General features: G+C 49.9%; 24 protein-coding genes and 4 tRNA genes. 25 read left to right on the top strand and 3 right to left on the bottom strand.

Annotation, left to right across the window (positions count from 1 at the left end):
- Positions 1–446, bottom strand: a 446-nt coding sequence (locus DXA87_RS10560; protein ID WP_147326526.1) for a hypothetical protein, incomplete at its 3' end; no start/stop codon positions are given.
- A 51-nt stretch (positions 447–497) separates the two neighbouring features.
- On the opposite strand from DXA87_RS10560, the gene DXA87_RS10555 reads away from it, so the two are divergent.
- The 3 genes from DXA87_RS10555 to DXA87_RS10540 all read left to right on the top strand — a co-directional run bounded on the left by DXA87_RS10555 (position 498) and on the right by DXA87_RS10540 (position 3,054).
- Positions 498–935 (top strand): hypothetical protein, encoded by a 438-nt coding sequence (locus DXA87_RS10555; RefSeq protein WP_147326525.1) that lies wholly within the window; start codon positions 498–500, stop codon positions 933–935.
- A gap of 983 nt (positions 936–1,918) precedes the next feature.
- Positions 1,919–2,341: a DUF6431 domain-containing protein gene (locus DXA87_RS10545; RefSeq protein WP_117483470.1), complete on the top strand. Its 423-nt coding sequence runs from the start codon at positions 1,919–1,921 to the stop codon at positions 2,339–2,341.
- Positions 2,342–2,826: 485 nt separating this feature from the next.
- Positions 2,827–3,054 (top strand): helix-turn-helix transcriptional regulator, encoded by a 228-nt coding sequence (locus DXA87_RS10540; RefSeq protein WP_117470870.1) that lies wholly within the window; start codon positions 2,827–2,829, stop codon positions 3,052–3,054.
- A gap of 45 nt (positions 3,055–3,099) precedes the next feature.
- On the opposite strand, the gene DXA87_RS10535 is transcribed toward DXA87_RS10540, so the two are convergent.
- The gene (locus tag DXA87_RS10535; protein WP_015552336.1) at positions 3,100–3,318 is read right to left on the bottom strand and encodes a helix-turn-helix transcriptional regulator; all 219 of its coding nucleotides are present in this window, start codon (positions 3,316–3,318) and stop codon (positions 3,100–3,102) included.
- Positions 3,319–3,607: 289 nt separating this feature from the next.
- Between DXA87_RS10535 and DXA87_RS10530 the strand changes: the two genes are divergently transcribed.
- The 3 genes from DXA87_RS10530 to spoVT all read left to right on the top strand — a co-directional run bounded on the left by DXA87_RS10530 (position 3,608) and on the right by spoVT (position 5,255).
- Positions 3,608–3,898, top strand: a complete 291-nt coding sequence (locus DXA87_RS10530; protein WP_015552337.1) for a helix-turn-helix transcriptional regulator — start codon at positions 3,608–3,610, stop codon at positions 3,896–3,898.
- A 296-nt stretch (positions 3,899–4,194) separates the two neighbouring features.
- Entirely contained in the window at positions 4,195–4,626 is a 432-nt protein-coding gene (locus DXA87_RS10525) for a peptidylprolyl isomerase (protein WP_015552338.1), read from the top strand.
- 80 nt (positions 4,627–4,706) lie between these two features.
- Complete coding sequence (gene spoVT, locus DXA87_RS10520) at positions 4,707–5,255, top strand: stage V sporulation protein T (RefSeq protein ID WP_015552339.1); 549 nt, start codon at positions 4,707–4,709, stop codon at positions 5,253–5,255.
- A 491-nt stretch (positions 5,256–5,746) separates the two neighbouring features.
- On the opposite strand, the gene DXA87_RS10515 is transcribed toward spoVT, so the two are convergent.
- On the bottom strand, positions 5,747–6,616 hold the full coding sequence (locus DXA87_RS10515; protein ID WP_015552340.1) for a DMT family transporter: 870 nt from the start codon (positions 6,614–6,616) through the stop codon (positions 5,747–5,749).
- A gap of 384 nt (positions 6,617–7,000) precedes the next feature.
- On the opposite strand from DXA87_RS10515, the gene DXA87_RS10510 reads away from it, so the two are divergent.
- The 19 genes from DXA87_RS10510 to DXA87_RS10420 all read left to right on the top strand — a co-directional run bounded on the left by DXA87_RS10510 (position 7,001) and on the right by DXA87_RS10420 (position 24,831).
- Complete coding sequence (locus DXA87_RS10510) at positions 7,001–7,396, top strand: MazG nucleotide pyrophosphohydrolase domain-containing protein (protein WP_015552341.1); 396 nt, start codon at positions 7,001–7,003, stop codon at positions 7,394–7,396.
- A 149-nt stretch (positions 7,397–7,545) separates the two neighbouring features.
- Entirely contained in the window at positions 7,546–7,821 is a 276-nt protein-coding gene (locus DXA87_RS10505; RefSeq protein WP_015552342.1) for an HU family DNA-binding protein, read from the top strand.
- A gap of 159 nt (positions 7,822–7,980) precedes the next feature.
- The gene (locus DXA87_RS10500; protein ID WP_015552343.1) at positions 7,981–8,220 is read left to right on the top strand and encodes an RNA-binding S4 domain-containing protein; all 240 of its coding nucleotides are present in this window, start codon (positions 7,981–7,983) and stop codon (positions 8,218–8,220) included.
- 235 nt (positions 8,221–8,455) lie between these two features.
- On the top strand, positions 8,456–8,734 hold the full coding sequence (gene yabP / locus DXA87_RS10495) for a sporulation protein YabP (protein WP_021905775.1): 279 nt from the start codon (positions 8,456–8,458) through the stop codon (positions 8,732–8,734).
- Positions 8,735–8,859: 125 nt separating this feature from the next.
- Positions 8,860–9,186 (top strand): spore cortex biosynthesis protein YabQ, encoded by a 327-nt coding sequence (gene yabQ, locus DXA87_RS10490; protein ID WP_242990631.1) that lies wholly within the window; start codon positions 8,860–8,862, stop codon positions 9,184–9,186.
- Positions 9,187–9,239: 53 nt separating this feature from the next.
- The gene (locus DXA87_RS10485) at positions 9,240–9,569 is read left to right on the top strand and encodes a septum formation initiator family protein (RefSeq protein ID WP_015552345.1); all 330 of its coding nucleotides are present in this window, start codon (positions 9,240–9,242) and stop codon (positions 9,567–9,569) included.
- A gap of 161 nt (positions 9,570–9,730) precedes the next feature.
- Complete coding sequence (locus DXA87_RS10480) at positions 9,731–11,155, top strand: SpoIIE family protein phosphatase (protein WP_117504289.1); 1,425 nt, start codon at positions 9,731–9,733, stop codon at positions 11,153–11,155.
- 61 nt (positions 11,156–11,216) lie between these two features.
- On the top strand, positions 11,217–12,842 hold the full coding sequence (tilS, locus tag DXA87_RS10475; protein ID WP_117504286.1) for a tRNA lysidine(34) synthetase TilS: 1,626 nt from the start codon (positions 11,217–11,219) through the stop codon (positions 12,840–12,842).
- Positions 12,835–13,362, top strand: a complete 528-nt coding sequence (gene hpt / locus DXA87_RS10470) for a hypoxanthine phosphoribosyltransferase (protein ID WP_015552347.1) — start codon at positions 12,835–12,837, stop codon at positions 13,360–13,362. Before tilS ends, hpt begins: the two co-directional genes overlap by 8 nt.
- A 14-nt stretch (positions 13,363–13,376) precedes the next feature.
- Positions 13,377–15,221, top strand: a complete 1,845-nt coding sequence (gene ftsH, locus DXA87_RS10465) for an ATP-dependent zinc metalloprotease FtsH (RefSeq protein ID WP_199537923.1) — start codon at positions 13,377–13,379, stop codon at positions 15,219–15,221.
- 586 nt (positions 15,222–15,807) lie between these two features.
- The gene (locus DXA87_RS10460; RefSeq protein WP_199537922.1) at positions 15,808–17,889 is read left to right on the top strand and encodes a glycoside hydrolase family 13 protein; all 2,082 of its coding nucleotides are present in this window, start codon (positions 15,808–15,810) and stop codon (positions 17,887–17,889) included.
- A 46-nt stretch (positions 17,890–17,935) separates the two neighbouring features.
- Positions 17,936–18,017, top strand: a tRNA-Tyr gene (locus tag DXA87_RS10455).
- Positions 18,018–18,242: 225 nt separating this feature from the next.
- A tRNA-Phe gene (locus DXA87_RS10450) sits at positions 18,243–18,315 on the top strand.
- Positions 18,316–18,353: 38 nt separating this feature from the next.
- A tRNA-Gly gene (locus DXA87_RS10445) sits at positions 18,354–18,424 on the top strand.
- 113 nt (positions 18,425–18,537) lie between these two features.
- Positions 18,538–20,310 carry a bifunctional homocysteine S-methyltransferase/methylenetetrahydrofolate reductase gene (locus DXA87_RS10440; RefSeq protein WP_117504282.1) on the top strand — a complete coding sequence of 591 codons (1,773 nt, stop codon included), beginning with the start codon at positions 18,538–18,540 and terminating at the stop codon, positions 20,308–20,310.
- Between the two features lie 163 nt (positions 20,311–20,473).
- Positions 20,474–21,730, top strand: a complete 1,257-nt coding sequence (locus DXA87_RS10435; RefSeq protein ID WP_117504280.1) for an ATP-binding protein — start codon at positions 20,474–20,476, stop codon at positions 21,728–21,730.
- A 249-nt stretch (positions 21,731–21,979) separates the two neighbouring features.
- Positions 21,980–22,059 (top strand) — tRNA-Leu (locus DXA87_RS10430).
- Between the two features lie 219 nt (positions 22,060–22,278).
- The gene (locus DXA87_RS10425) at positions 22,279–22,842 is read left to right on the top strand and encodes a manganese efflux pump MntP family protein (RefSeq protein WP_117504278.1); all 564 of its coding nucleotides are present in this window, start codon (positions 22,279–22,281) and stop codon (positions 22,840–22,842) included.
- 198 nt (positions 22,843–23,040) lie between these two features.
- Positions 23,041–24,831, top strand: coding sequence for a VanW family protein (locus DXA87_RS10420; RefSeq protein WP_117504276.1), 1,791 nt, complete (start codon positions 23,041–23,043; stop codon positions 24,829–24,831).
- The last annotated feature ends 1 nt before the right edge of the window (position 24,832 follow it).

The following is a 24,832-nucleotide window of genomic DNA, read 5'->3' as shown; positions in this document are numbered from 1 at the left end:
GAGAAGCATGTGACTTTAGTCATGTGAGGTTCACAGGGGACGGGACGATTGTAGAAAATTTCGGCATACGTATCATATTGCTCCAGCCCGGTGAGGATCGTATTGGCGATATCCGCCTGGAATGTCAGGATATTTCTTTCTAAGTCTGCTGCTTTGTCCGCAGCTTCCGAAGTGTTGAAATCTGTTTTCCCAGAGGATTGTATGCCCTTGGCTCTGCCGGGGGCTTTTTCTTTTATCAGAGCTGCTTTTTGGACGGCCTCCTGTGCTTCATCCGGGTCTTCATCGAGGAGAGAGGAAAGCTCCAGACAAAGCAGTTCCTGCCGTTCTGATCGTGTTTTTACGCCATTGATCCAGTATGTACAAAGCCATTCCATATACAGATCAGGATAGAAGAAATAGTATTCGATATGGTTGTAGGTTCTGGTGTAGGTCCAGACTACCTTCATAACCTCCTCGGGGAGATGATTTCTCAATTTATCCCAAAGAAGCTGGACAAAATGAGTGATCAGTGCCAGATCTTTCTCGGCCAGATACTCATTATAAAAATCTTCATCGTCAAACCAGGAGGCATAATAATGGTCTTCGACGATTGCCTGCAGAGTGTACAGATAAAAGATAGCCCAGGGATAGAGGACTTCAACATTAAAATAGAGGTTTCCGGACTTATATTTATTGCGTTCTTTCTGAAGGGACTGACTGTCAACGGAAAAGATGCAGGATGCCAGCTGCCCTATATTTTCGTAGTTATTATCGACGGATTCAATATTTCGATCTCCCTGATAGGCATGGCGGATATCGTAGCAGAGCCCGAGAATATTTTCGTAACAGGAAGAGGATTCGACATCATCCTGATGTGCAAAGTAGAAACGAAGGTAATCGCTGAGCGCACTGTGAAGCGCGTTCAGATCCTCATAATCCCCGTGTATTCAATGTGAACTTTCTAAAATATTAACGTTCATTCCGGAATATACTTGTTTTAAGCTATTTGCAGTATGCTTGAAAGTGTTTTTGAAAGTTGATTAACTCTCAAATTTTTTATTGCTTGTGGGACTTTTTGTAGTAAAGATCAAGCGTAAGCGTTTACAAATAAAATGTGGGCCTAAAATTTTGGGGCTAGGATGGTGAGGTGAGGGGCGGACATTGTTGCACACTCCAGGGACAAATTATATAATGATTTTAGAAAGCGTTTGAAGAAGAGCGAGGAAACAGATACTAAGTATAAAAATAAATAATCGAAGAGCAGAAGTGAGGATGAGTCTATGAATAATAATAGTAAGGAAGAGCTGAAAGCGGATCTGTATATGCTTTCGTGCATTAGAAAAATTGAGAAAGTATTTTCCTGTCGGCTTATGGATGTAACTGCGGGAAAGGAAATGAATTTAATCGACTTCTTCTTGTGCCTTGCGAAGAAAAATTACTTATCGGAGAGTGTGCTGCCTCTGCTGAATATAAAGTTAATGTAGCTTGTAAAAACAACAGTGCCTTGCAGTGATGACACTGAGAGCATAGCGAGAGAAAAAATTCTTATGCGTGCGAAAACTTGTGCACTGGCAGCAGAACTTCAAAAAATGGTGGAACATGTTCCGGCAGTTGAAGAGTGGAGAAGGATAGGGAAGGATAAAAATGAGTTTATGGAGATTCGGGAGGCGAAATGGTAACAAAAGAAAGTAAAAAACTTCAATTTTTTTCCATTTTTTCGTCACAAATCCAATTTTATTACGTTTATATTAGTAGAACATGTTGATCAGACCGGAATTTTTCCGAAAAAACGTGGTCGTTTGCCAGAGAAATGAGCGGAAAACGGCGGCAGAACTTTGGTGAAATTCTGGTTAAAACCCTAAAGAACCGGAATACAGGTTTATTTGAACCGATAGGCGGATGTGGTCCTACGAATATGACGAATGGAGGAGGAATGAATATGGTCGTGTTAAAGAATTACAAAATCAAAGAGCAGAATGGAATGTATTATATTGTTCCGTCAAGCGTTCCGGGATGCCCGCAGTGCGGTGGAGAGATGAAGATCCGTGACAGCAAGAGGCGGAAGGTGATTTTTGCGGATGGTACGGTGGATACATTTGTTTTGCGGCGATACAAGTGTACGGTGTGTGGGCGTGTTCATCTGGAACTCCCGGACATCATGGTTCCTCATAAGCATTATTCGAGGTCGGCGATCATCGATACGATAAATGGTGAGAGAAACTGTTCCGCGGAGCAGTCGACGATTTACCGCTGGAACCGGGAGAAGATGCAGCTTGAACGTCTGCTGGTTCAGGTGGAAGATAAGAGTCCGGAAGCAAAGCGGACTGACGGCGATAATAACTGCAGGTGCGCAGGAAATTAAATATGAAAAAGCGGCAGGTGAAATACCTGCAAAAGGGGAAATGAAAAAGCGGCAGGTGAAATATCCGAAAAGGGGAAATGAAAAAGCGGCAGGTGAACTGCCTGTAAAGGGGAAAATGAAAAAGCGGCAGGCGGATGCCTGTAATTTGTGTGATCAGTGATTATGATGGCCGGTCAGTCAGAAATGGCTGACTGGCGTTTTTGATTGCCATGTATCCGAAAAAATGTCAGAAGAAGATTCTGTCAGTTCATAGAAAACAATGATTGAAACAGAGCACAGAATCCGTGCATAAGCTGAAAAATTGGCCATTCGCGCGTCGTATACCTGACCGTGACCGAACGTGGAACATATATAGTCCGAATATGGGCAATATACAAATAGTGTCAATGTATGTTATATAGAAGACATCAGAGTAACTGTTTGTCAGATTTGCGGATATTTTGCGGGCTGAAAAGTGTGTTGGGCTGATATGCACGGAGGATAAAATGATAAGTTACAATCGCTTGTGGGAGACCATGGAGAAGAGAAAGATCAGTCAATATCGGTTGATCAAGGAGTTTGGCTTAAGCTCCGGCCAGATGAGCCGTCTGAAGAAGAATACATATGTTTCGACGCATACGTTGGAGACGCTCTGCCGGATCCTGGACTGCCGGATCGAGGATGTGATGGAGGTTTCTTTCGAGGACGAGGAGAAGGAAAATAAGGCGAATTGACACTGATCTTTACCGGAAAAGAGTTCCGATAAAGACCAGATATTTTTACGATTCTTTTTCCACGCGGTCAAATGAGATGCGGACGATGTCCGCAACGCTGCAGTTTAAGATCCGGCACAGAGTTTCCAGAGTATGTGTGGATACATGTTCATTTTTACGGATCCGATGGAGCTGGCCGGAGCTGAAATGATAGCTGCGGATCAGGCGGTACTGGTTGATGCCTTTTGACTTTAAGGTGTTCCAGAGCGGGCTGTAATCGATCATGAGAAACGCCTCCTTTCCTTATATAATGCGGCAGAAGTTCTGCCATAGTAAAGAATAAAAGATATTTAGGGGAATTTGTGGAAATATAAGGAAAAACAGGTCGAATCTTGCGGATGTTGGCAGGAAATACAAATGAGAAAATAGAAAATGTATCGCTGGTGAGCAGGCGTGGAAACCGAAAGAGAAGAATTTAGGCGGTTTCTGCCGGATTACGAGTCTATGGATTGAACGGGTCAGCCTGGAATGTCCTGGAAATAACGGCGAGAGATGAGACAAAGGAGAAAACGGTATGGTTAAATATACAAGGTTATGGGAGACAATGCAGAGAAAAGGCATCAGCCAGTATCGCCTGATCAAGACATATGGAATCAGCAATGGTCAGTTGAACAGGCTGCGGAAGAATTTATATATTTCGACGCATACCGTGGAGACTTTATGCAGAATTCTGGACTGCCGCGTGGAGGATGTGATGGAGATCGTGTTCGATGAGAGCGACGAGCTTTTATGGTCTCCGGGACTGGAAGAGGAGCGGCAGAAGCAGGAGGAGCTGGAGAAGAAAAAGAAGAGGCAGGGACAGTAAAGATCCTGTGTGGCAAAATTTGGTGCATAACAGATTGCGGAAATGCAGCTGTTTGCGATATCGTGAGCAGAATCCGGCTGTGAAACAGAAAAATGAAGTGCGGCGGTACCTGAAATAAGTTGCCAATATTCTTTTTAACAGGTATACTGGATAGGAATGCATGATTTCGTTATAGAACATTCGTGAAAAACCTGTTATCGGCAGGTTTTGCGGATGAGGTCTGCACATTTGCCGCGCTGACCATGATAGAACGCAGGCGTGCAGGAAATAATAGAGAATATCGGAGGAACTTAAAGATGACAGGACGCAATGTTGGAAAGACATGCCGCACACATTACAGAGGTACTTTTAACGATGGTACACAGTTTGACTCTTCCTACGACCGCGGCGAGCCGTTAGAGTTTGTATGTGGCGCTGGACAGATGATCAAGGGATTTGACGCGGCTGTTGCGGATATGGAGGTCGGTGAGATCAAGGAGATCCACCTGATGCCGGAGGAAGCTTACGGAATGCCGAATCCGAATATGATCCTCACACTCGAGATCGCAAATCTCCCGGGTTCCGAGGACCTTGAGGTTGGACAGCAGGTATACCTCACAAACCAGAGCGGCCAGCCGTTCCCGGTGAAGGTTACCGCGAAGGACGAGAAGATGATCACTCTTGACGCGAACCATGAGATGGCGGGGAAAGAGCTGAACTTCAAGATTGAACTGGTTGAAGTAAAATAGGAATAATCCCGACATTTTTCCACATACTACCCATAAGTCACACGATATGGAAGTAGTGGTATGCAGGAGGAATAGACGTTATGAAAGCTACGGGAATTGTAAGAAGAATTGATGACCTCGGACGTGTGGTGGTTCCGAAGGAGATCAGGCGGACACTTCGTTTGCGCGAAGGAACGCCGTTAGAGATCTTCACGGACCGTGAGGGGGAGATCATTCTGAAGAAGTACTCGCCGATGATGGAACTGAATGCGTTTGCAGGGCAGTATGCAGACGCGATGGCGCAGTCGACAGGGCTTATGGTCTGCATCACGGACCGGGACCAGGTGGTCGCGGCGGCCGGCGGGGCGAAAAAAGACTTTTTCCAGAAGCCTATCAGCCGGGCGCTGGAGCATGTGATCCAGGAGCGGATGACGGTGCAGGCGGGAAAGGATGAGCGGGCGTTCACGCCTGTGACGGACGATGACAGCGAGGGAATCACTGCGCAGGTGATCACTCCGATCATCTGTGAAGGTGACGCGATCGGGTCGGTCATTGTGATGAGCAGGGAGCCGAGGGCGAAGTTCGCGGATGCGGAGGTGCGTTTGGCGGCGACGGCGGCGGGATTTCTGGGACGGCAGATGGAGAGCTGAGAATTGAGGCTGGGCGAGATTTGAAACAGCAGTAAAAATGTTGAGAAAATATGCCTGGTAAGATAAAAAACGAAAAAAGTCCACATGATGATATTTTAGAAGAGATCACTTCAATAAATATTATCATGTGGACTTTGACTTTTATTTACACCGAATCAAAAAACGATCGTAACTGTTCAGTAGGTCTGCGCACTTGCTGCGCTGACCGTAAGAAAACATAGGCTGGAGGGCAAAAATCCCATCAGCGAAGCTGATCTGGAATGGATTTTTGCGTGTAACTATGAAGGTACTGAATAGTTACAAACGATCTAAATAAAAGGCATTATGCAAATGCACATTTCTAATTGCCATGCATCCGGAAGAAGCTGCCGGTGGCGGTTCCGCAGGTGAACAGTGTATCCAGACTATGTTCATGCGGGTAGACTTTTCGGATTCTGACATTCTTTATACACGTAATTATTCGGTCTACGCTAGTTTGGGCTGAAAGAACTTTATTTCCCAGCCTGCTTCTTCGAATTCCCATAGATATACACCATGATCGAAGCAATCGCAACCAATGCGCCGCCGAGGATTGAGGTGGATTTTACAGGCTCGCCGAGGATCGCTGCGCCGAGAACGATGCTGAACAGGATTCCGGAGTAGTTGTAGATACTGATCTCGGATGCCGGGGCGAAGCGGTAAGCGTAGGTGATGAATACCTGGCCCAGGGAGCCGAAGAGGCTGATCAGCATGAGCAGCATAAACTGATGCGGGTCTGGCATAACGAAATTGCTGATGACGAACGGCAGGGAACCGAACACGCTGAAGGTTGAAAAGTGCATGATAACGGTGATTCCGTCGACTTTTCCCTTAAAGTAGCCGAGAAACGTGTACGCAACGCCGGATGTGATGGCGGAGAGCAGCGCGACTACCAGCGGAAATGGGTCGGACTGGAAGCTCGGACGGAATACGATGAATGCGCCGATAACGGACAGTGCCAGCGCCGGGATCTGGATCGGGGAAAGCTTCTCCTTCATAAACACAGCAGCCAGCAGTGTGACAAAGATCGGGGAGAGCTTATTTAATACGGTGACATCTCCCTGTGCAGCATGGCTGGAGGCGTAGAACAGCGTGATCAGGCCCAGAAATCCGAAGAAAGAGCGGCCGAACAGGTACGGCTGGTATTTTTTCGGGCCGTAGTAGGAACCACGTTTTTTACGGATGATGAAAAAGGAAACGATCAGGATGAAGAGATTGCGGACACAGATCTGCTCCATCGTTGGAATTTCGCGGCTCATACGGACAACGACCTGCATGGAGGCGAAAGAAAGCGCGGACAGGATCATAAAGAGGATGCCCTTTTGTTTTTGTGTGATATTCATGATGTCCTCCTGTGAAATTGTAATCGAGGAATAGCTCAATTAGAGTGATGATATGTCAAAAGACACGACAATTAAGAGTATAACTTTTTTTCATGGAATCGTCAATTGGTGCAAATATGTAGAAAAAATAAAAGATTTCAGGAGGACAAGTGGAGTATGTTTGGTGCGGATTAAATTGGAACAAATGGACGGTGATGGATTGCAGTTAAAAAACAGAATGCATATTGCCAGAGAAATAGAATCCAGTTACAATGATAGTAGAAAATAGTATTTAAAACTGTTGGCGGAGAGCGTAGGCGGAACCGACGGGGAGAGGACCGGGCGATCGTCAGAGGCTCGAAACAGCAGAAAAATGAATGAAAACGGATAAGGTGAGGAAATACTATGTATACATTCGAGGACTTAAAGCAGATCATGAAGACACTGCGTGCGGAGGATGGCTGTCCATGGGACCGGGCGCAGGATCATGACACGTTGAAAAAGCATCTCGTGGAGGAATGCGCGGAGGTGCTGGAGGCGATCGATGCTCATGACACGGAAAATCTCTGCGAGGAGCTGGGGGATGTCCTGTTCCAGGTCATGTTCCACAGTGAGATCGAGGCGGAGCAGGGAAATTTTACCGTGGATGATGTGGTGAACGGCATCTGCGAGAAGATGATCCGCCGCCATCCACGGGTCTTCGGAGGCGAGATTCCGGAGGTGGAGAACGAGAAGGACCTCTGGGAAGCGATCAAGAAACAGGAGCGGGAGGAAAAGAAAAAACGGGCCGCCGCACACTGACGAAAAGTGCGCAAAAACACGGCAAAAACGGGCAAAAATCCTTGACAAAGAATGCAGAAACATATATAAATGTAAGAGTGCAATGCAAAGGTCCTTCGGGCAGGCTTTGTCCGCAGGTTTGAAATGAATTTTAGGAGGAAATAAAACAAATGAACAAGACAGAATTAATCGCAGCAGTTGCTGAGCAGGCAGAACTCTCCAAGAAAGATGCTGAGAAGGCACTGAAGGCTTTCACGGATGTTATTGCAGCAGAGTTAGTTAAAGGTGAGAAGGTACAGTTAGTTGGCTTCGGTACATTCGAGGTATCCGAGAGAGAGGCTAGAGAGGGAAGAAACCCGCTTACAGGCGAGAAGATCACGATCGCAGCTTCCAAGAACCCGAAATTCAAAGCTGGTAAGGCTTTAAAGGATATGGTTAACGCTTAATTCTGTTTAGAATGATAAAAGTGGCTGTGTAGGCAGCACGTGTTTGGATCCCCTCCGTGATATGCGTATTGCGGAGGGGGAAATTGTTTCCGGGGTTCGCCTGGACAGGCGGGCAGCAGGAAGTCCGGCGGCGATGGTGCCGCAGAAAAGGAGCAAGTTATGCGTTTAGACAAATATCTGAAGGTATCCCGTATCATCAAGCGCAGAACCGTGGCAAACGAGGCGTGCGACAGCGGCCGTGTGATGCTGAATGATAAGATTGCGAGAGCCAGCGCGGAAGTTAAGGTCGGAGATGTGATTGAGGTGGCATTTGGAACAAAAGCCGTCAAGGTCCGTGTGACGAGCGTGCAGGAGACGATCCGCAAGGAAGATACGAAGGAAATGTTTGAATATATTTAGGAAAAACCTCACAGTAAAAAACTGATGAGGTTTTTTATGTAAGGCGCGAGTTTCCGTTATGGCAAGTGTGATCGCATACTACATTTGCAAGCGGTTAGACGGAAACGACAGTGGCAATTAGCCCAAATGAAAACCCCAGAGAATGGCCTCTCTGGGGTTTTCGCTTGTGAATTACAGCATAAAAATTTTTTTACTTCATATATTTAAAACATATTTACATATACAGGAGGTTTTTATGGAAGAGAATCCGGGAATGGCGCATAAGATCGTTTTGAATAATCGGAATCAGGGAAATCTCACGGGGATCCTGGATGTGATCTCCTTTGACGAGAACTCCATCGTGCTGGACACGGACATGGGACTTCTGACCATCAAGGGAAAAGACCTCCATGTAAACCGGCTGAGTCTGGAAAAAGGTGAGATCGATATTGAGGGCAGGACGGACAGCCTTGTGTATTCGGCGGGCGGCGGCGCGAAGAGCGGGGAATCATTTTTTGCAAAATTATTTAAGTAGTGGAAAAGCAGTGATGAAAGAGTTCATGAGGAAAAATTCAGGTAACCGCAGAAAATAGATCATGTGACGAAAAATGAGACCATGAAAGAGAAAATAAGCAGGAAATTTAAACTCGGAGGTGCCTTGTGAGTCCTTATCTTACTCTGGAAGTCCGCCTGGTTGGCATGAGTACGGTGCTCGGCTTTATTTTGATGGCGAGTTATGACTTTTTGCGGCTATTCCGCTTTTTTGTTCCCCATGGGCGGCTGTGGACGGGGATCGAGGATTTTTTTTACTGGATCTATGCGGCTGTCATGACGTTTCTTCTGCTGTTTTACGAGAACAGCGGTATTGTTCGGGCGTACATCATTGCGTGTGTGTTTTTCGGCATGATTTTTTATGATAAAATCATTAGCCGGAATGTGTTTCAGCTATTGAAAAAGCTGAAAAAATGGTATAAGATTAAAAGATAGAATCGTTTTGTTGGTTAGAACGGGAGGGAAAATCCAGAAGGAAGCGAGAAATCATGGGAGAAAACCGGAACAGACGAAATAAAAGAAAATCGAAAAACAGTCTGAGCAACCGGATGGCGTTAATTGGAATCACGGTGGTCGTAGCGAGTCTTGCTGTGGTAGTCCATATCGGCGGCGCTTCCCTGAGAGAACGCGATCTGGAATATCAGGCGCGGGAACAGGCGCTTGAGAAGTCCCTCGCGAAGGAAGAGGCGAGAGCCGCGGAACTCGAGGAGTACCGCGTGTATGTTCAGACGAAGCAGTATATTGAGAAGGTCGCGAAAGAGAAACTGGGGCTTGTAAATAAGGATGAAATTCTGTTTAAGGCCGATGAATCAAGCTAGGGCGAATCATGTCACTAACTTTTAAAAATTAAATACGGGAATCCGACAAATATTTCCCGCCTGCCTGCATATAATAAAATGGCGTATTCTGCGCCGTTAAAGCTGGTCATGGAGATCGGAACGGTCTTTGTGACAGGGTACGCAGGTTAGGAGGGATTTTTGTGTTTGGAAATCGTGAGGTACATAGAAAGCTGTCCGGGACCGGGGGCTATGCGGCGGGGCGGCTTGCGGAGATATCTGAGTCATTAGGACAGCTTGCGAAGGTTATGAAAAATTCCGGCGAAGATCCCGGACTTTCCAGGGAGGACGGGATCGCGGCACTGGAATCGGCGGCGTCCATGGTCTGCGGGAGCTGCGACCGCTGTGGCATGAAACAGGAATGCCTGGAGGATCAGGACGGGGAGAACTATTTCCTCTATTATCTGCTTCGCTCTTTCGAGAAAAAGGGCGCTCTGGAATATCCGGACATGCCCAGGGAGTTCCTGGACCGGTGCCGGAAGAAAACGGATTATCTGCGGGAATTAAATAGAAGTCTTGGGCGGTCCACGATGAATCTCGCCTGGAAGAACCGGTTTCTGGAGAGCAGGGACGCGGTCATGCTGCAGTTTGAGGAGATGGCGGGGATCCTGGGGGAGTTCTCCGGGCAGATGGAGCAGGCGGCGGATGTGACGGAGGCGCTGGTTCCGGCGGTGCGGGCGGCATTTCGGAAACGGCGGATCGCCCTGGAGGACATGCTCGTTTTGAAATATGGGGATGGACGCCGGGAGGCATTCCTCACGGCACGGACAGGAAACGGACGGTGTGTGACCGTGAAGGACATGGCGGCGTTGTTTGGACAGGCTGTGGGGGCGGAATTTATCCCGGCGAGGAATGGGAAGACGCTGGTCACGAGAAAATCGTCCATGGTGCGTCTCATCGAAAAGGGAAGCTACCGGATCCTGTTTGGATGCGCGAAGACCCCGAAAGAGGGGGAAGAAGTCTCCGGTGATAATTATATGTTCCGGAACACGCTGCCGGGGCAGGTGGCGTTGAGTCTCTCCGACGGAACGGGGAGCGGACCGGCGGCTGGGGCTGACAGCGAGCAGGTCATGGAGCTGGCGGAGCAGCTTCTGGATACGGGATTTTCGGCGCGGTCTACGTTAAAGCTCATCAACACGGTGCTCCTGCTGAATGGCATGGGTGACCGGCCGGCGACGATGGATCTGGGACTTGTGAACCTCTATACGGGGGTGCTGGAGATGATGAAGCTCGGGGCGGCGGCATCGTTTTTACTGCCGGACCGGCGGGGCGGCGGCGAGGCAGAGGTCCTGGAGTCAGAAACAGTCCCGGCGGGAGTGCTGAATCCCGTGGAACCGGTGATGATATCGAGGAAGCTGTGGGACGGAGATAAGATCATTATGGTCAGTGACGGAGTCCTGGATGCTATGCCGGGAGTGGAGAAGGAGAAAGCGTTCCGGGAATTTCTGGATGGTCTGCCCGACACGGGGGTGCAGGAGACGGCGGAGATGATCTTGACGTTTGCATTGTCGTTTGAGGGAGAGCCGCGGGATGATATGACGGTGCTGGTGGGCGGAATATACGGGTAAAGGTAATCACAAACGCACAAAGATTTTAGATATCATTACAGGAAAAACAGCGGAGAAGAAAATGGCAGGAAAAACAGCAGTGAAAACAGATGTAAAAGCGGGCAGATTTCGGCAGAAAGTTCTTAGCTTTATGAAGAAAAATCATATGACAGACCGGGGAGACAGCGTCCTGGCGGCAGTGTCGGGGGGCGCGGACTCGGTCTGCCTGCTTTTGCTTTTGCGTGAGATGGCGGCGGAGCTTGGAATTAAAGTCTTTGCATTTCATATGAACCATGGGATCCGCGGAGCGGAGGCTGACCGGGATGAGCGGTTTGTGATGGAACTCTGTGAGCGGTTAAATATTCCGCTCACCGTGGCGCATGAGAAAGTGGAAGAATATGCAGCGGAACGTGGTTTATCGGGCGAAGAAGCAGGGCGGATCCTGAGATATCATCATTTGGGAGAGACTGCGGAAAAGTATCAATGCGCGAAGATCGCTGTCGCACATCATGAAGATGATGATGCGGAGACGGTGCTTTTGAATCTGTTCCGGGGAAGCGGACTTGCCGGACTTTCCGGGATCCGGCCGGTGCGGGAGAATATTATCCGGCCGTTATTATGTGTTTCACGGAAAGAAATTGAGGAATACTTAAATGAGCAGGAGCTTTCCTGGTGCGAAGACTCCACAAATAAGGAAAATGACTACACTCGGAACAAGATCCGAAACGAACTTCTGCCCTGGGTGACAGAGAATATAAACAGCCGGGCAGCAGAACATATTCTGGCGGTGTCGGAGTTTGCGGCGCAGGCAGACGCATATTTTGAGATGGAAGCAGAGAGAATTCTGGAAGAAAGCTGTTCAAAAAGAAGAGAAGAGGGGAAACAGCCAAATTCCAAAAATGCGGGGGAAGCAGATGGAAAAGAGCCTGGGACAGGTCAGAGCTCGAAAGTGGCAGAAAATGAGATGAAAATGTGTACAAAAATAAACACAGACATTTTCGATCCACAGCCCGAGATCCTGAAAACCTACATCGTCCGCCGCATGATCCTAAACGCCGCAGGGAAAGCGAAGGATATCACGGAACGCCATATCCGCTCCGTAATGGATCTCTCCGGTCCGGGTGGTGGGCATACTGTAGACCTGCCATATGGTCTCAAAGCGGTGCGTGGATATGAGACATTAGGGATCGTACAGAACAAAAATCCATCGCAAATGTCTGAGTCAGATCAGAAGCAGGAGAGAAAACCAGTTTTTGAAAATAAAATCAATCTGGAAACAGATATGGATGAGATTCTGGACCTGGGCGGAACACACATCCGCCTCCATGCCGTCCACCGGGAAAAAGAGCTGGAAATTCCGAAAAACCAGTATACGAAATGGTTTGACTATGATAAAATAAACGTTGGATTATCCATAAGATACAGGAAAAATGGGGATTATCTCACACTTTCCGGGGGTGGAAAAAAGAAGCTCCGCCGGTATATGATCGATGAAAAGATCCCGGAAAACGAGCGGGACCGGATCCCGGTCCTTGCAGATGGAGACCATGTATTATGGGTAGTCGGATACCGAATCAGTGATTATTATAAAATAACAGATGAGACTGAGCACATCCTGGAGGCGGAGGTGATCCTGCCTGGTGGGGGAGAGCCGGAAGGCAGCAGACAGGCAGGCATCTGGAATTGCAAAGGAGAAGACCATGGCTGATAAAATTCGTGTATTATTAAATGAAGAAGAAGTTGACAGGCGGATCAAAGAGATCGCGGAGCAGATCAACAAGGACTATGAGGGAAAAGCGGTTCATCTGATCTGTATCTTAAAGGGCGGTGTATTCTTTACCTGTGAGCTTGCAAAGCGCCTGACTGTCCCGGTTACACTGGACTTTATGTCCGTGTCCAGCTACGGCAGCGGCACAGAGTCCTCCGGCGTTGTAAAGATCATCAAAGATCTGGACCAGCCGCTTGAGGGAAAGAATGTCCTGATCGTGGAGGATATTATCGATTCCGGACGCACACTTGCGTACCTTATCGATATTTTACACAAGAGAAATCCGAACTCCATCCACTTATGCACTCTGCTTGACAAGCCGGAGCGCCGCGTAAAGAAACAGGTAAAAGTTGATTACACCTGCTTTACGATCCCGGATGAGTTCGTTGTAGGCTATGGCCTCGATTATGACCAGAAATACCGCAACCTTCCGTTCATCGGCGTTGTGGAGCAGCAGTAAGGAGGCACCCCAAGTTGAAACAGAACCAGCAGTTCCGCGGAATCGGTCTCGTCCTGCTTGTGATCGCGCTTATCACATTCGCGTCAAGCTTGACGAGCCAGGGGAGCTTATTCAGCCAGGAGATGACCCACCAGGAATTCATGGTGGCCGTGGAGAATAAGACCATCGAATCCGTAGACATCAATCAGAACCAGCAGCCGCCGACCGGAATCCTGGATATATTGCTGAAAAGCGGAGACCGGGCAGTTGTCGCAGTGTCCGATGTAAAAGAAGCAGAAAAACTTCTCCGGGAAAACTCTATCGACTATATTGTCGAGAATGTTCCACAGGAGAATTACCTGATGTCCGTTATCATCCCGGTAGCATTGAGCGCTGTGGTCATCATGTTCATGTTTATGTTCATGAACGCGAGACTCGGCGGTGGCGGCGGCGGAAACTCCAAGATGATGAATTTTGGAAAGAGCCGCGCGAAGATGAGCCGGACAAATTCCGTGAACTTCTCAAAGGTCGCAGGTCTTGAGGAGGAGAAGGAAGAACTCGAAGAGATCGTTGATTTCTTGAAGAATCCGAAGAAATATACGGATGTGGGCGCGAGGATCCCGAAGGGAGTGATCCTTGTGGGCCCTCCGGGAACCGGTAAGACACTTCTCGCGAAGGCGGTTGCCGGTGAGGCCGGTGTCCCGTTCTTCTCCATTTCCGGATCGGACTTCGTAGAGATGTTCGTCGGTGTCGGCGCATCCCGTGTCCGTGACCTTTTCGAGGACGCAAAGAAGAACGCGCCGTGTATCGTCTTTATTGATGAGATCGATGCCGTTGCGAGACGCCGCGGTACCGGTATGGGCGGCGGACATGACGAGCGCGAGCAGACCTTAAACCAGCTCCTCGTTGAGATGGACGGTTTCGGCGTCAATGAGGGAATTATCGTTATGGCGGCAACAAACCGTGTAGATATCCTGGATCCGGCGATCTTGAGACCGGGCCGTTTTGACCGGAAGGTCGGAGTCGGAAAACCGGATATCCGCGGACGCGAGGAGATCTTAAAGGTCCACTCCAAAGAAAAGCCGCTGGGCGACGATGTAGATTTGACAAGAGTGGCACAGACCACAGCCGGATTTACCGGTGCGGATCTGGAAAACCTCTTAAATGAGGCGGCAATTCTCGCTGCAAAGCAGTCCCGCCGCTATATTCTCCAGGCTGATATCGATCAGGCATTCGTGAAGGTCGGAATCGGTGCGGAGAAGAAGAGCAAGGTGATCTCCGAGAAGGAGAAGAAGATCACGGCTTACCATGAGACGGGCCACGCGATCCTGTTCCATGAACTCCCGGATGTTGGTCCGGTCCACACGATCTCCATCATCCCGACCGGCATGGGCGCGGCTGGATACACGATGCCGCTTCCGGAGAAGGATGAGATGTTCAACACGAAGAGTAAGATGTTAGAGACCATCATGGTTTCCCTTGGCGGACGGATCGCTGAGGAGATCATCTTCGGCGATGTGACCACCGGTGCCTCCCAGGACATCAAGCAGGCATCCGCGATCGCCCGGGCGATGGTGACCCAGTACGGTATGTCTGAGAAGCTTGGAATGATCAACTATGGCAGTGATGATGACGAGGTGTTCATCGGAAGAGATCTTGCGCATACGAGATCCTACGGCGAGCGTGTTGCCTCCGATATCGACAGCGAGGTAAAGCGGATCATCGACGAGTGCTATGCGAAGGCGAAACAGATCATTCTGGAGCATGAGGATATTCTCCATAAGTGTTCTGCGCTGCTGATCGAGAAAGAGAAGATCGGTCAGGCGGAGTTTGACCGTTTATTTACAGGTGCTGAGGAAAAGTCTGCAGCAACAGAATAAATTTCTGCGTCGGTGGTTCCCTGGGCAGCAGAAAAAGAAAGACTTAGAAATGCTTTGACGGGTCATTTTGAGTAAAACTTTAGAAACTTAAATAAATCGACGTTTGTGCAAGAGAAATACAGCCAAACGTCGATTTTTTGCTTGAAATGATAAAAATGCATAAAGAAAAATGGGCCAGTGGCAGAATGAACAAAAAAATTTTTCATGTTTTTAAATGTTTGTGCACACTTATCCGGATTCCTATGCTATATTACTACACGTAACCCCCCAATACATTATATAGTTTTTGCTATACCCCATAAGAGACATAATACCTTTTCCGGAAGAAGGCCAGTGGTTCCCCCCGCTGGCTTTCTTTCTGTCCATTTTTAGACAAAAGACCTGGAATTTTTGCCGCAGTTCAGAGCGGCTGGTTTCAGGTCTTTCTATTTTCGGGTCTATCTATTTTCAGAAAAAAACGTGCAAACAGGTGTGCAATCCTGTATAATAACACTTGTGAGTGAAGTAAATGAAAACAGATATCAGTCATACGGCTGCGTGCTGACCGGGCAGCCGTTTCAGATCAGTAAGGGAGGCCATTCAAAATATGTTGAAGGCGGCACTTTTCAGTGATGGGACAAAAGAGTACCGCATTCCGGAAGAACCGGAGTGCGGGGAGCAGGTAACGATCAGGTTCCGGACCGGAGCCGGGGATGTGGATCATGTGTATGCGGTGGTCCGGGATGCCGTAAGCCGGGAAGAGGGCAGGCGGCTGGAGCTTAAGAAAAAGGAATCCATCGGAAGATTTGATTTCTATGAGACAGAGATTTTAGTGGGGGAGACCCCGCTGCGATATGATTTTGAAGCGGTAAAGGGGAGCGAGGTCTGCCATTACAATCGTCTCGGCGTTCTGGAGGCCGGCGGCATGGATGCGCCTTTCGTGATCACACCGGGATTCCATGTACCGGAATGGGCGAAGGGTGCCCTGATGTACCAGATCTTCGTGGACCGGTTTAACAACGGCGATCCGACGAACGATGTTCTGGGGGACGAGTATGTCTACATCGGATTCCCGGTGACGAAGGTGGAAAAATGGGATGAGCGGCTTTCGGTTCTCGATGTGGATCGGTTTTACGGCGGTGATATTCAGGGGATCTGGGATAAGTTAGACTATCTTCAGAGTCTGAAGGTGGAGGTCCTCTATCTGAGTCCGGTGTTCGTGTCTCCGTCGAACCATAAGTACGACTGTCAGGATTACGAGCATATCGATCCGCATTACGGCGTGATCGTAAAGGATGAGGGCGGGCTTGTGACGGGAGACGCGTCAGACAACGGGAATGCGAAGCGGTATTCCGTGCGCACCTCTGACCGGGAAAATCTGGAGGCCAGCGATGAGTTTTTTGTCCGCTTTGTGCAGGAGGTCCATAAGAGGGGGATGCGGATTATCCTGGACGGCGTGTTCAACCACTGCGGTTCCTTCAATAAATGGATGGACCGGGAGAAGATCTATGAGAAGGACGGCGGGTATGAGCCGGGGGCTTACCTGACAGCGGACAGTCCGTACCGGGATTTCTTCCTGTTCGGAGATCAGGACGGATGGCCGGACAATGATTCCTACGAAGGCTGGTGGGGACATAATACGCTGCCGAAGTTAAATTACGAGGGATCCAAGAAGCTGTACCAGTATGTGCTGGACATCGCGAAACGCTGGCTCTCCCCGCCATACTCCATCGATGGCTGGAGACTTGACGTGGCGGCGGATCTCGGGCATTCACCGGAGATGAACCACCGGTTCTGGAGAGATTTCCGGAAGACGGTGAAGGAGGTGAACCCGGACGCGCTGATCCTGGCGGAACATTATGGGGACGCTTCAGACTGGCTTTCCGGGGATCAGTGGGACACGGTGATGAATTACGATGCGTTCATGGAGCCGATCTCCTGGTTCCTCACAGGCCTTGAGAAGCACAGCGAGCGGAAGGATGAGCACCTGCTCCACAACAGCCAGGCGTTTATGTGCTCCATGCTTTCCAATATGAGCCGGATGCAGACGGGATCGCTATACGCGGCGATGAATGAGCTTTCGAACCACGATCACTCGAGATTCCTTACGAGAACGAACCGCATGGTGGGACGGCTTTATAAGCCGGAGGACGCTGAGAACGCAGAAAAAGGCATCAATTACGGAACATTCCGCTCCGGCGCCCTGATCCAGATGACATGGCCGGGGGCTCCGACGATCTATTACGGGGATGAGGCCGGTGTCTGCGGCTGGACAGATCCGGACAACCGGAGAACGTTCCCGTGGGGAAAGGAAGATCTGGAGCTCACGGAATTCCACCGGTATCTGACGGGGATTCGGAACAGGACTCCTGCGTTCAGGCGGGGCGCGTTTAAGTCACTGTTGGCGGAGAACGGCATGATCGCTTACGGAAGGTTCGACGCAGACGAGCAGGGAGTCGTCGTGGTGAACAGCGAGGACTATGCACAGAGAGTCCGGATCCCGGTATGGGAAGCGGAGGTGACCGCAGATGCCATGGTCCGTGTGATGCTCACGGACGCGAAGCGCTACAATGTAGGAAGCCTGAAATACCCGGTGGTGGATGGTGTGATGGAAGTGGAGCTTCCGGGAAATGGAGCGATGATCTTTATCGCGCGGAGTTCTGGGCAGGATGATGAAAAAACTGCTTGATTTTTGAATTAATGTATGGTATCATTTTGAATTGTCAGAATGATATGGGCGGATTCCCGAGTGGCCAAAGGGGACAGACTGTAAATCTGCTGCAACTTGCTTCGGTGGTTCGAATCCACCTCCGCCCATTATTGATCCAGGGAGTTAGGGAATGAAAAGTCCCAGATTGGAATGAGCAGTTCTTGGCGAGCTGCGGAAAGCCCATCTCGGGAACTGCGTCCCCGAGATGTACGTTGATTTGTAAATACAAATCAACGAATAAATTTCCAAATAAAATTCCTTATGTGAGCAAGCTCTCAACGGAATTTTCTTCGTAAATTTATTACCTTTCCTCTGTGCTTCCAAATTTATGCGCCCAGATAGCTCAGTTGGTAGAGCAGAGGACTGAAAATCCTCGTGTCGCTGGTTCGATTCCAGCTTTGGGCACTAGAGGTAATGGCAAAGTTGCCTCTCATTACTTATACGCGGGTGTAGTTCAATGGTAGAACACCAGCCTTCCAAGCTGGATACGTGGGTTCGATTCCCATCACCCGCTCTTCTTATGAATTGCCGGATCTCTGAATTTCAGAGGTCCGGTTTTTCTATATAATAATTGTGTCAGAATGTCAGACTACCCCATAAAAGCTGATACCCCACAGGAGGACGAACATGAATTTACGCGAATATCTGAAAACCACCAACCTCATCACCGACGGCGCCTTCGGAATCTATTTTGCCGCAAAATACCAGACTCAGGATATCCCGGAGCTGGCAAATATTACTGCGACGGAGAAAGTAAAGAAGATCCACGAGGAATACCTGAATGCCGGAGCGAAATTTATCAGGACAAATACGTTTGCGTCAAACAAAGAAACACTGCAGGAGGATTTTGCGGAAGTTGAGAAAAACATTCAGGCGGCGGTTGAGATCGCGAGAGACGCGGTAAACGGGAGAGATGCCTGGATTGCGGGAGATATCGGCCCGATTCCGGTGAATGGAGCGGAGGACGCGGCGGCAGCGGCGGACGAGTATTATCAGATTGCGAAGACCTTTGCGGAGCGCGGTGTCACAGTTCTGGATTTTGAGACATTCGCGGACCTCGACGGAATTCTCCCGGCGATCAAAAAGATCTGCGCGGAATATGAGATGTTTATCATGGTCTCCTTCTCTGTAAACCAGTTCGGCTACAGCGCGGCGGGACTCAGCGCGAAGCGCCTGTTAGCGGATGCGGCGGCTGTTCCGGAGATCGATGCGGTGGGCTTAAACTGCGGCGTAGGTCCAGCCCATATGCGCCAGATCCTGGAAAAGGCAGGACGTCCTGGGGATAAGTTCCTGCTTGCGATCCCGAATGCGGGATATCCGACACTGACAAGAAATAAGCTCCAGTTTGGCAACACACCGGCATACTTTGCGGAGAAGATGAAGGAACTTCAGGCGCTCGGCGCAGATATTCTCGGCGGATGTTGTGGAACGACCCCGGAATTTATCGGAGAAATGTCTTTATGGGACGGAATCTTAAACAAGATTGTCCTGGATACAGAGACGGATAATGGGGAGCAGACGGGACATGTCCAGAGACATGGATTCCTTTACGATGAAAACGGAGAGAGGAAACAGAAAAAGCTCATCGCGGTAGAACTTGCCCCGCCCTTTGATGCGGATGATGAGAAGCTTTTGGAGTCGGCCCATCTTTTAAAGAATGCGGGCGTGGATGTCCTCACATTCCCGGATTCCCCGTCCGGGCGGACAAGAGTCGATTCCGTCCTCATGGCGAGCAAGGTCCGTCAGGCTACAGGCCTTAATGTGATGCCGCATATCTGCTGCCGTGACCGGAATGCCATCGCTATGCGGTCCCTGTTTTTGGGAGCGGCCATCAATGACATCCATAACTTCTTAATTATTACAGGAGATCCGATCCTGTCCACAGCGAGACAGACCGTAAAGGCGGTGTTCAACTCCGACTCCACCGGTCTCATGAAGATCGCAAAGGAGATGAACGAGGATGTCTTCGCGAAGAACCCGCTCTGCTACGGCGGTGCCATCAACCAGGGAAGAAAGAACTTGGATGTGGAGATTGGACGTGTGAAGAAAAAGATGGAAGAGGGCGCGGAGTTCTTCCTGACCCAGCCGGTATTCACGAAGGAGGACGCGGCGAGACTGCGCCGGATCAAGGAGGAGACGGGCGCGACAATCCTCTGCGGGATCATGCCGCTGATCAGCAGAAAAAATGCCATGTTCATGAAAAATGAGATCGCAGGCGTCAACGTGACGGACGAGATCGTTGCCAGATACCCGGAGAAAGCGAACCGCAAGGAAGGCGAGGCAGCGGGAATCCAGCTCGCGAAGGAAGTCATGAAGATGGTGGAAGATTTTGCGGACGGATATTACTTCTCATTCCCGTTCAATAGAGTCTATATGCTGCAGGACATCATGGGAAAATAAAGAACTGCAAAGATACAGATTGACAGCTTTTTTTCCTTATGTTATCATGTCAACCGTTGTATAAAATCGGAAACTCCTTGAAAATACAGGGATTTTCTTCCTATAGAAACAGTGACGGCACCCCGGCACCCGGAGACGGCCGTAAACGGAGAATAGAAAAAGAATGATTAAAACGATTACAGCCGCAGAGCTGATCAATGGAAGAACCTTTGACCGGACGATCATTGACATCCGTCCGGCGGAGGAATACAAAAAGGGGTCCATGGACGCCGCCTTAAATATCCCGGAGGACAAGCTGGTGGAATATCTGGAGAATCCGGAAGAGGCGGATCTGGAATCCGGCACCATCGGCGATGGAAAAGCCTGGGAAGAGGGCGTGAATGTGGGAAAGCTTCTCGCGGCGATCCCGAAGGACAAGCCGGTATGGGTACTCTGTCACACCGGAAATAAGAGTCTTTACGTTGCAGAGCTTATGAGCGATGCGGGCTTTGATGCCGGAAGCGTGGAGGGCGGATACCGTTCCTTCCTGCGCCTGTCCTTATCCATGATGGTCATGAACGAGGAAGAGGTCACGGAGCGGACGAAAGCCATCGAGCGCAGCATCATCACGAAATACCGCAAGTCCATCTGGAGACGGTTCACAAAGGGAGTCCATGACTACGAGTTAATTAAGGAAGGCGATAAGATCGCGGTCTGCATTTCCGGCGGAAAAGACTCGATGCTGATGGCGAAGCTTTTACAGGAGCTGCAGCTTCACGGCAAGGTAAAATTCGACCTCGTATTCCTTGTGATGAATCCGGGCTACAACGAGGACAACTGGAATATCATCTTAAACAACGCGAAGCTTCTCGGCATCCCGATCAATGTGTTTGAGAGCGATATCTTCAATATTGTCGCTGACGTGGATAAGAGTCCGTGCTATCTCTGTGCGAGAATGCGCCGCGGTTACCTTTACTCCCACGCGAAGGAGCTTGGCTGCAATAAGATCGCATTGGGGCATCATTTCGATGACGTGATCGAGACGACGCTCATGGGCATGCTGTACAGCGGAAAAGTCGAGACGATGATGCCGAAGCTCCACAGCAAGAACTTCGAGGGCATGGAGCTGATCCGCCCGATGTACATGGTCCGCGAGGCGGACATCAAGGCCTGGAGGGATTACAACAACCTTCACTTTATTCAGTGCGCCTGCCGCTTCACCGAGCGCTGCGCGACATGCGGCGGCGAAAAGGGATCGAAGCGCGACGAGATGAAGGAGCTGATCGCGGAGCTCAGGAAGCGCTGCGATACCATCGACATGAACATTTTCAACAGTGTCCACAATATTAATTTAAAAACGGTCATCGGCTATCACAAGGGAGACTGGACGTATAATTTCCTGGATGACTACGATGAGGAAGAGAAGAAAATGCCGCGGTAGATAAGGATATTTTAGGGCGTCAGTCGGTGGAAAGTTACTTTTCATGGGTAGGAATTTTCTGAACTGAAAATTCCGTATGATACCGTTATGACCGCGGATTTTGCCGGTTCGGAATGCGAAGCATCGGCAAAATCCTGTTACAGTGCCCGTGTACTGTAACTCTGTGGGAATCCTGTGCGGAAAATAAAACAAAAGCGTAATTGACAATTCTTTTTAAACACGCTATAATGAGATTCTATCGGAGATCATGCGGATGTGGCGGAACTGGCAGACGCACCAGCCTTAGGAGCTGGCGGGCAACCGTGGGGGTTCAAATCCCTTCATCCGCATTCTTCTTTAGGATCACGAATCGAATAACTACCAGAATAAGGGAGTAGTCGGCGCCGCTGGCGCAGTAAGGCCAACATACTGGAAATGATCCTGGTTTTACTTTAAATGATGAGACTTATCTGTCGGGAAAAGACAGAGAGGGTCTCTTTTTTTATGCATTTGCGAGCCTCTCACTGGTGGGAAAATCAACAAGAAATAAAATTTGGAGGAAATGATCTATGGGACTTCTGGAATTGTTTATTCTGGCAGTAGGGCTGTCGATGGACGCCTTCGCGGTGTCTGTCTGTAAGGGCTTGTCGGTAAAAAAGATGGAACCGAAGCACGCGCTGATCTGCGGTGCATATTTTGGCGGATTCCAGGCTCTGATGCCGACGATCGGCTACCTTCTCGGAAGCCAGTTTGAGTCCATGATCACACAGATCGACCACTGGATCGCCTTTGTGCTTCTCGGGATCATTGGATCAAGCATGATCAAAGAATCCAGAGAGGATGAAGAGGAAGAGGTCAGCGCGAGCTTTGATGTGAAAACCATGCTGGCGCTGGCGGTTGCGACGAGTATCGATGCCCTCGCCGTGGGAGTCACCTTCGCATTTCTCCATGTAAATATCGTCTGGGCGGTGACCTTTATCGGCTGTACGACCTTTGTTTTGTCGGCAATCGGGGTAAAGGCCGGTAATGTATTTGGGATGAAATATAAGTCGAGGGCGGAGCTGGCCGGCGGCGTGATCCTGATACTCATGGGAGTTAAGATCCTGCTGGAGCATCTGGGATTTTTAGGCTGATATGAGATACAAATAGACCTCCTGGATTCTTGACAATGGTTTGGCAGACCGATATAATGAGTGAGTATCTGAGAAGCGTACAGCAGTGTACGACGAACATTGTATACATCAGGGTTCAGCGTCATTTGATGCGGACCCTGTAACTATGTTGACATAAGCATGGAAAACGATTCTAATTTTCCGGAAAGTTGAAGAAATATGGAAAAGAGAAACACAAACAGACAGAGAGAACATCGGGACGAGTACCGCCAGCATTCCCCGGCGTGGATCCGGGCACAGCGCAGGAAGAGAAAGCGCATTATGAGACGGCGGATCATGATCGGCAGTGCGGTGATCTGCGTCGTGCTGATCGCGGGCGTGATCCGGATCTTTTCCGGCGGAAAGAGCCACGGAAAAGAGACGGAGGCCAGTGCCATCGAGGAATCCACATTCCAGGCCTCCGATATCAGTGTAAATGGAATTTCCTTAAAGGGAATGACGAGAAGTGAGGCGAAGGCCGCTATTGAAAAAGAATATCCGTGGAAGGTGACGATCACCTACAACGGGGAGAGTATCGACGCGGAGAACCTGATCGACACTGATCTTGACGCGTTTTTAGATGGAATCTGCACGGGAAAGGCAGAGGGAGAGTACACCTTCGCGGTTGAAGACTCCGAGGATCTGCAGTCCGCTGCGGCAGAGGCAGCGGCGGACGCGGCGGCGAAGTGGGATGTGAAGGCAAAGAACGGCTCTATCTCAGAGTATGACGCTGCGACGGATAAGTTCCTGTTTGCGGACGGAGCTCCGGGCAAGGCGGTGAACCAGGAGAAGCTTATAAAGGACCTCGTGGAGGCTGCGACAAGCGGAAACTATGACGCCGTGATCCAGGCTGAGGTCAATGAGAGCCAGCCGGAGCTTTCTGCAGCGAACGCGAAGGAGCAGTATAAGACTCTTTCCACGTTTACGACGGAGACTACCGCCAACGAGAAGAGAAATACGAACGTAAAGCTCGCGGCCAGGGCTATCAACGGAACCATCGTGCAGCCGGGTGAGGAATTTTCCTTTAATAAGGTCGTGGGACAGCGCACGGCGGAAAAGGGATATCAGGAAGCGGCTGCTTACAGTGGAGGCGAGGTCGTACAGGAACCGGGCGGTGGTGTATGCCAGGTATCTTCGACGATGTACCGTGTGGCATTCCAGTCCGGAATGCAGATCACATTCCGAAGATCCCATACCTTTGAGCCGAACTACGTAACTCCGGGACAGGATGCGGCGATCAGCTGGGATATTCCGGATTTCCGGTTTATCAATACATCAAAGGCGGCGATCGGTATCCGCGCGAACTACAGCAACCGGAAGATGACAGTCTCCTTCTACGGAGTACCGGTTCTGGAAGATGGAATCACCTGGAGTCTGGAGTCTGAGAAGACGGATGAGCTTCCGCCGCCGGAGCCGACTTATGTGGAGGATCCGACACTGGATCCGGGTACTGAGGTGACACAGAAGGCGGCGACGAACGGCAGCCGCTGGGTTACCTATAAGATCGTTTCAAAGAACGGAACTGTTGTCGAGAAGACAGAAGATCACGCGAAGACCTACAAGGGACACGCAGCTGTGATCCGCAGAAATACGGGAACCGTGAAGGTTTCACCGGATGAGACGACGGCCGTTGAGTCCACGTCCGCGGCAGCTGTAGACGGAATGCCGGACGGATACGTTCCGGGAGAGAGCGTCGCGCCGGAGAGCTCTGCTGCCGCGACAACCGCAGCCGGTTCTTCCGGCGCATCGACAACAGCGGCGTCCACCGGTGGATCTGAGACAAAGGGCACACACAGTGAGACAACGGCTGCATCGACGACAGCGGCAGCGACTGAGGCAGCGACGACGGCTGCACTGGTGACAGAAGCAACGACGGCGGCCGCGCCAAAGGGCCCGGGTGAGGAAACAACCGCGGCTGCGCCGACGGAAGCCATTGGAAATATTGCAGGATTTCCGGGAGATGGGAACTAGG

Origin of the sequence: Desulfotomaculum sp. OF05-3 (genome assembly GCF_003435535.1) — a bacterium.
In the GTDB taxonomy this organism is placed as follows: Bacteria; Bacillota; Clostridia; order Lachnospirales; family Lachnospiraceae; genus Pilosibacter; species Pilosibacter fragilis.
Note: the sequence above shows the minus strand (reverse complement) of the source record. Positions and strands in the feature narration are given on the sequence as shown.

What these genes read in the sequence shown, in the direction of transcription:
- DXA87_RS10555 (WP_147326525.1), top strand. Translation starts at nt 498, where the DNA reads ATGAGTGATCAGTGCCAGATCTTTCTCGGCCAGATACTCATTATAAAA.
- DXA87_RS10545 (WP_117483470.1), top strand. Translation starts at nt 1,919, where the DNA reads ATGGTCGTGTTAAAGAATTACAAAATCAAAGAGCAGAATGGAATGTAT.
- DXA87_RS10540 (WP_117470870.1), top strand. Translation starts at nt 2,827, where the DNA reads ATGATAAGTTACAATCGCTTGTGGGAGACCATGGAGAAGAGAAAGATC.
- DXA87_RS10535 (WP_015552336.1), bottom strand. Translation starts at nt 3,318, where the DNA reads ATGATCGATTACAGCCCGCTCTGGAACACCTTAAAGTCAAAAGGCATC.
- DXA87_RS10530 (WP_015552337.1), top strand. Translation starts at nt 3,608, where the DNA reads ATGGTTAAATATACAAGGTTATGGGAGACAATGCAGAGAAAAGGCATC.
- DXA87_RS10525 (WP_015552338.1), top strand. Translation starts at nt 4,195, where the DNA reads ATGACAGGACGCAATGTTGGAAAGACATGCCGCACACATTACAGAGGT.
- spoVT (WP_015552339.1), top strand. Translation starts at nt 4,707, where the DNA reads ATGAAAGCTACGGGAATTGTAAGAAGAATTGATGACCTCGGACGTGTG.
- DXA87_RS10515 (WP_015552340.1), bottom strand. Translation starts at nt 6,616, where the DNA reads ATGAATATCACACAAAAACAAAAGGGCATCCTCTTTATGATCCTGTCC.
- DXA87_RS10510 (WP_015552341.1), top strand. Translation starts at nt 7,001, where the DNA reads ATGTATACATTCGAGGACTTAAAGCAGATCATGAAGACACTGCGTGCG.
- DXA87_RS10505 (WP_015552342.1), top strand. Translation starts at nt 7,546, where the DNA reads ATGAACAAGACAGAATTAATCGCAGCAGTTGCTGAGCAGGCAGAACTC.
- DXA87_RS10500 (WP_015552343.1), top strand. Translation starts at nt 7,981, where the DNA reads ATGCGTTTAGACAAATATCTGAAGGTATCCCGTATCATCAAGCGCAGA.
- yabP (WP_021905775.1), top strand. Translation starts at nt 8,456, where the DNA reads ATGGAAGAGAATCCGGGAATGGCGCATAAGATCGTTTTGAATAATCGG.
- DXA87_RS10485 (WP_015552345.1), top strand. Translation starts at nt 9,240, where the DNA reads ATGGGAGAAAACCGGAACAGACGAAATAAAAGAAAATCGAAAAACAGT.
- tilS (WP_117504286.1), top strand. Translation starts at nt 11,217, where the DNA reads ATGGCAGGAAAAACAGCAGTGAAAACAGATGTAAAAGCGGGCAGATTT.
- hpt (WP_015552347.1), top strand. Translation starts at nt 12,835, where the DNA reads ATGGCTGATAAAATTCGTGTATTATTAAATGAAGAAGAAGTTGACAGG.
- DXA87_RS10460 (WP_199537922.1), top strand. Translation starts at nt 15,808, where the DNA reads ATGTTGAAGGCGGCACTTTTCAGTGATGGGACAAAAGAGTACCGCATT.
- DXA87_RS10440 (WP_117504282.1), top strand. Translation starts at nt 18,538, where the DNA reads ATGAATTTACGCGAATATCTGAAAACCACCAACCTCATCACCGACGGC.
- DXA87_RS10435 (WP_117504280.1), top strand. Translation starts at nt 20,474, where the DNA reads ATGATTAAAACGATTACAGCCGCAGAGCTGATCAATGGAAGAACCTTT.
- DXA87_RS10425 (WP_117504278.1), top strand. Translation starts at nt 22,279, where the DNA reads ATGGGACTTCTGGAATTGTTTATTCTGGCAGTAGGGCTGTCGATGGAC.
- DXA87_RS10420 (WP_117504276.1), top strand. Translation starts at nt 23,041, where the DNA reads ATGGAAAAGAGAAACACAAACAGACAGAGAGAACATCGGGACGAGTAC.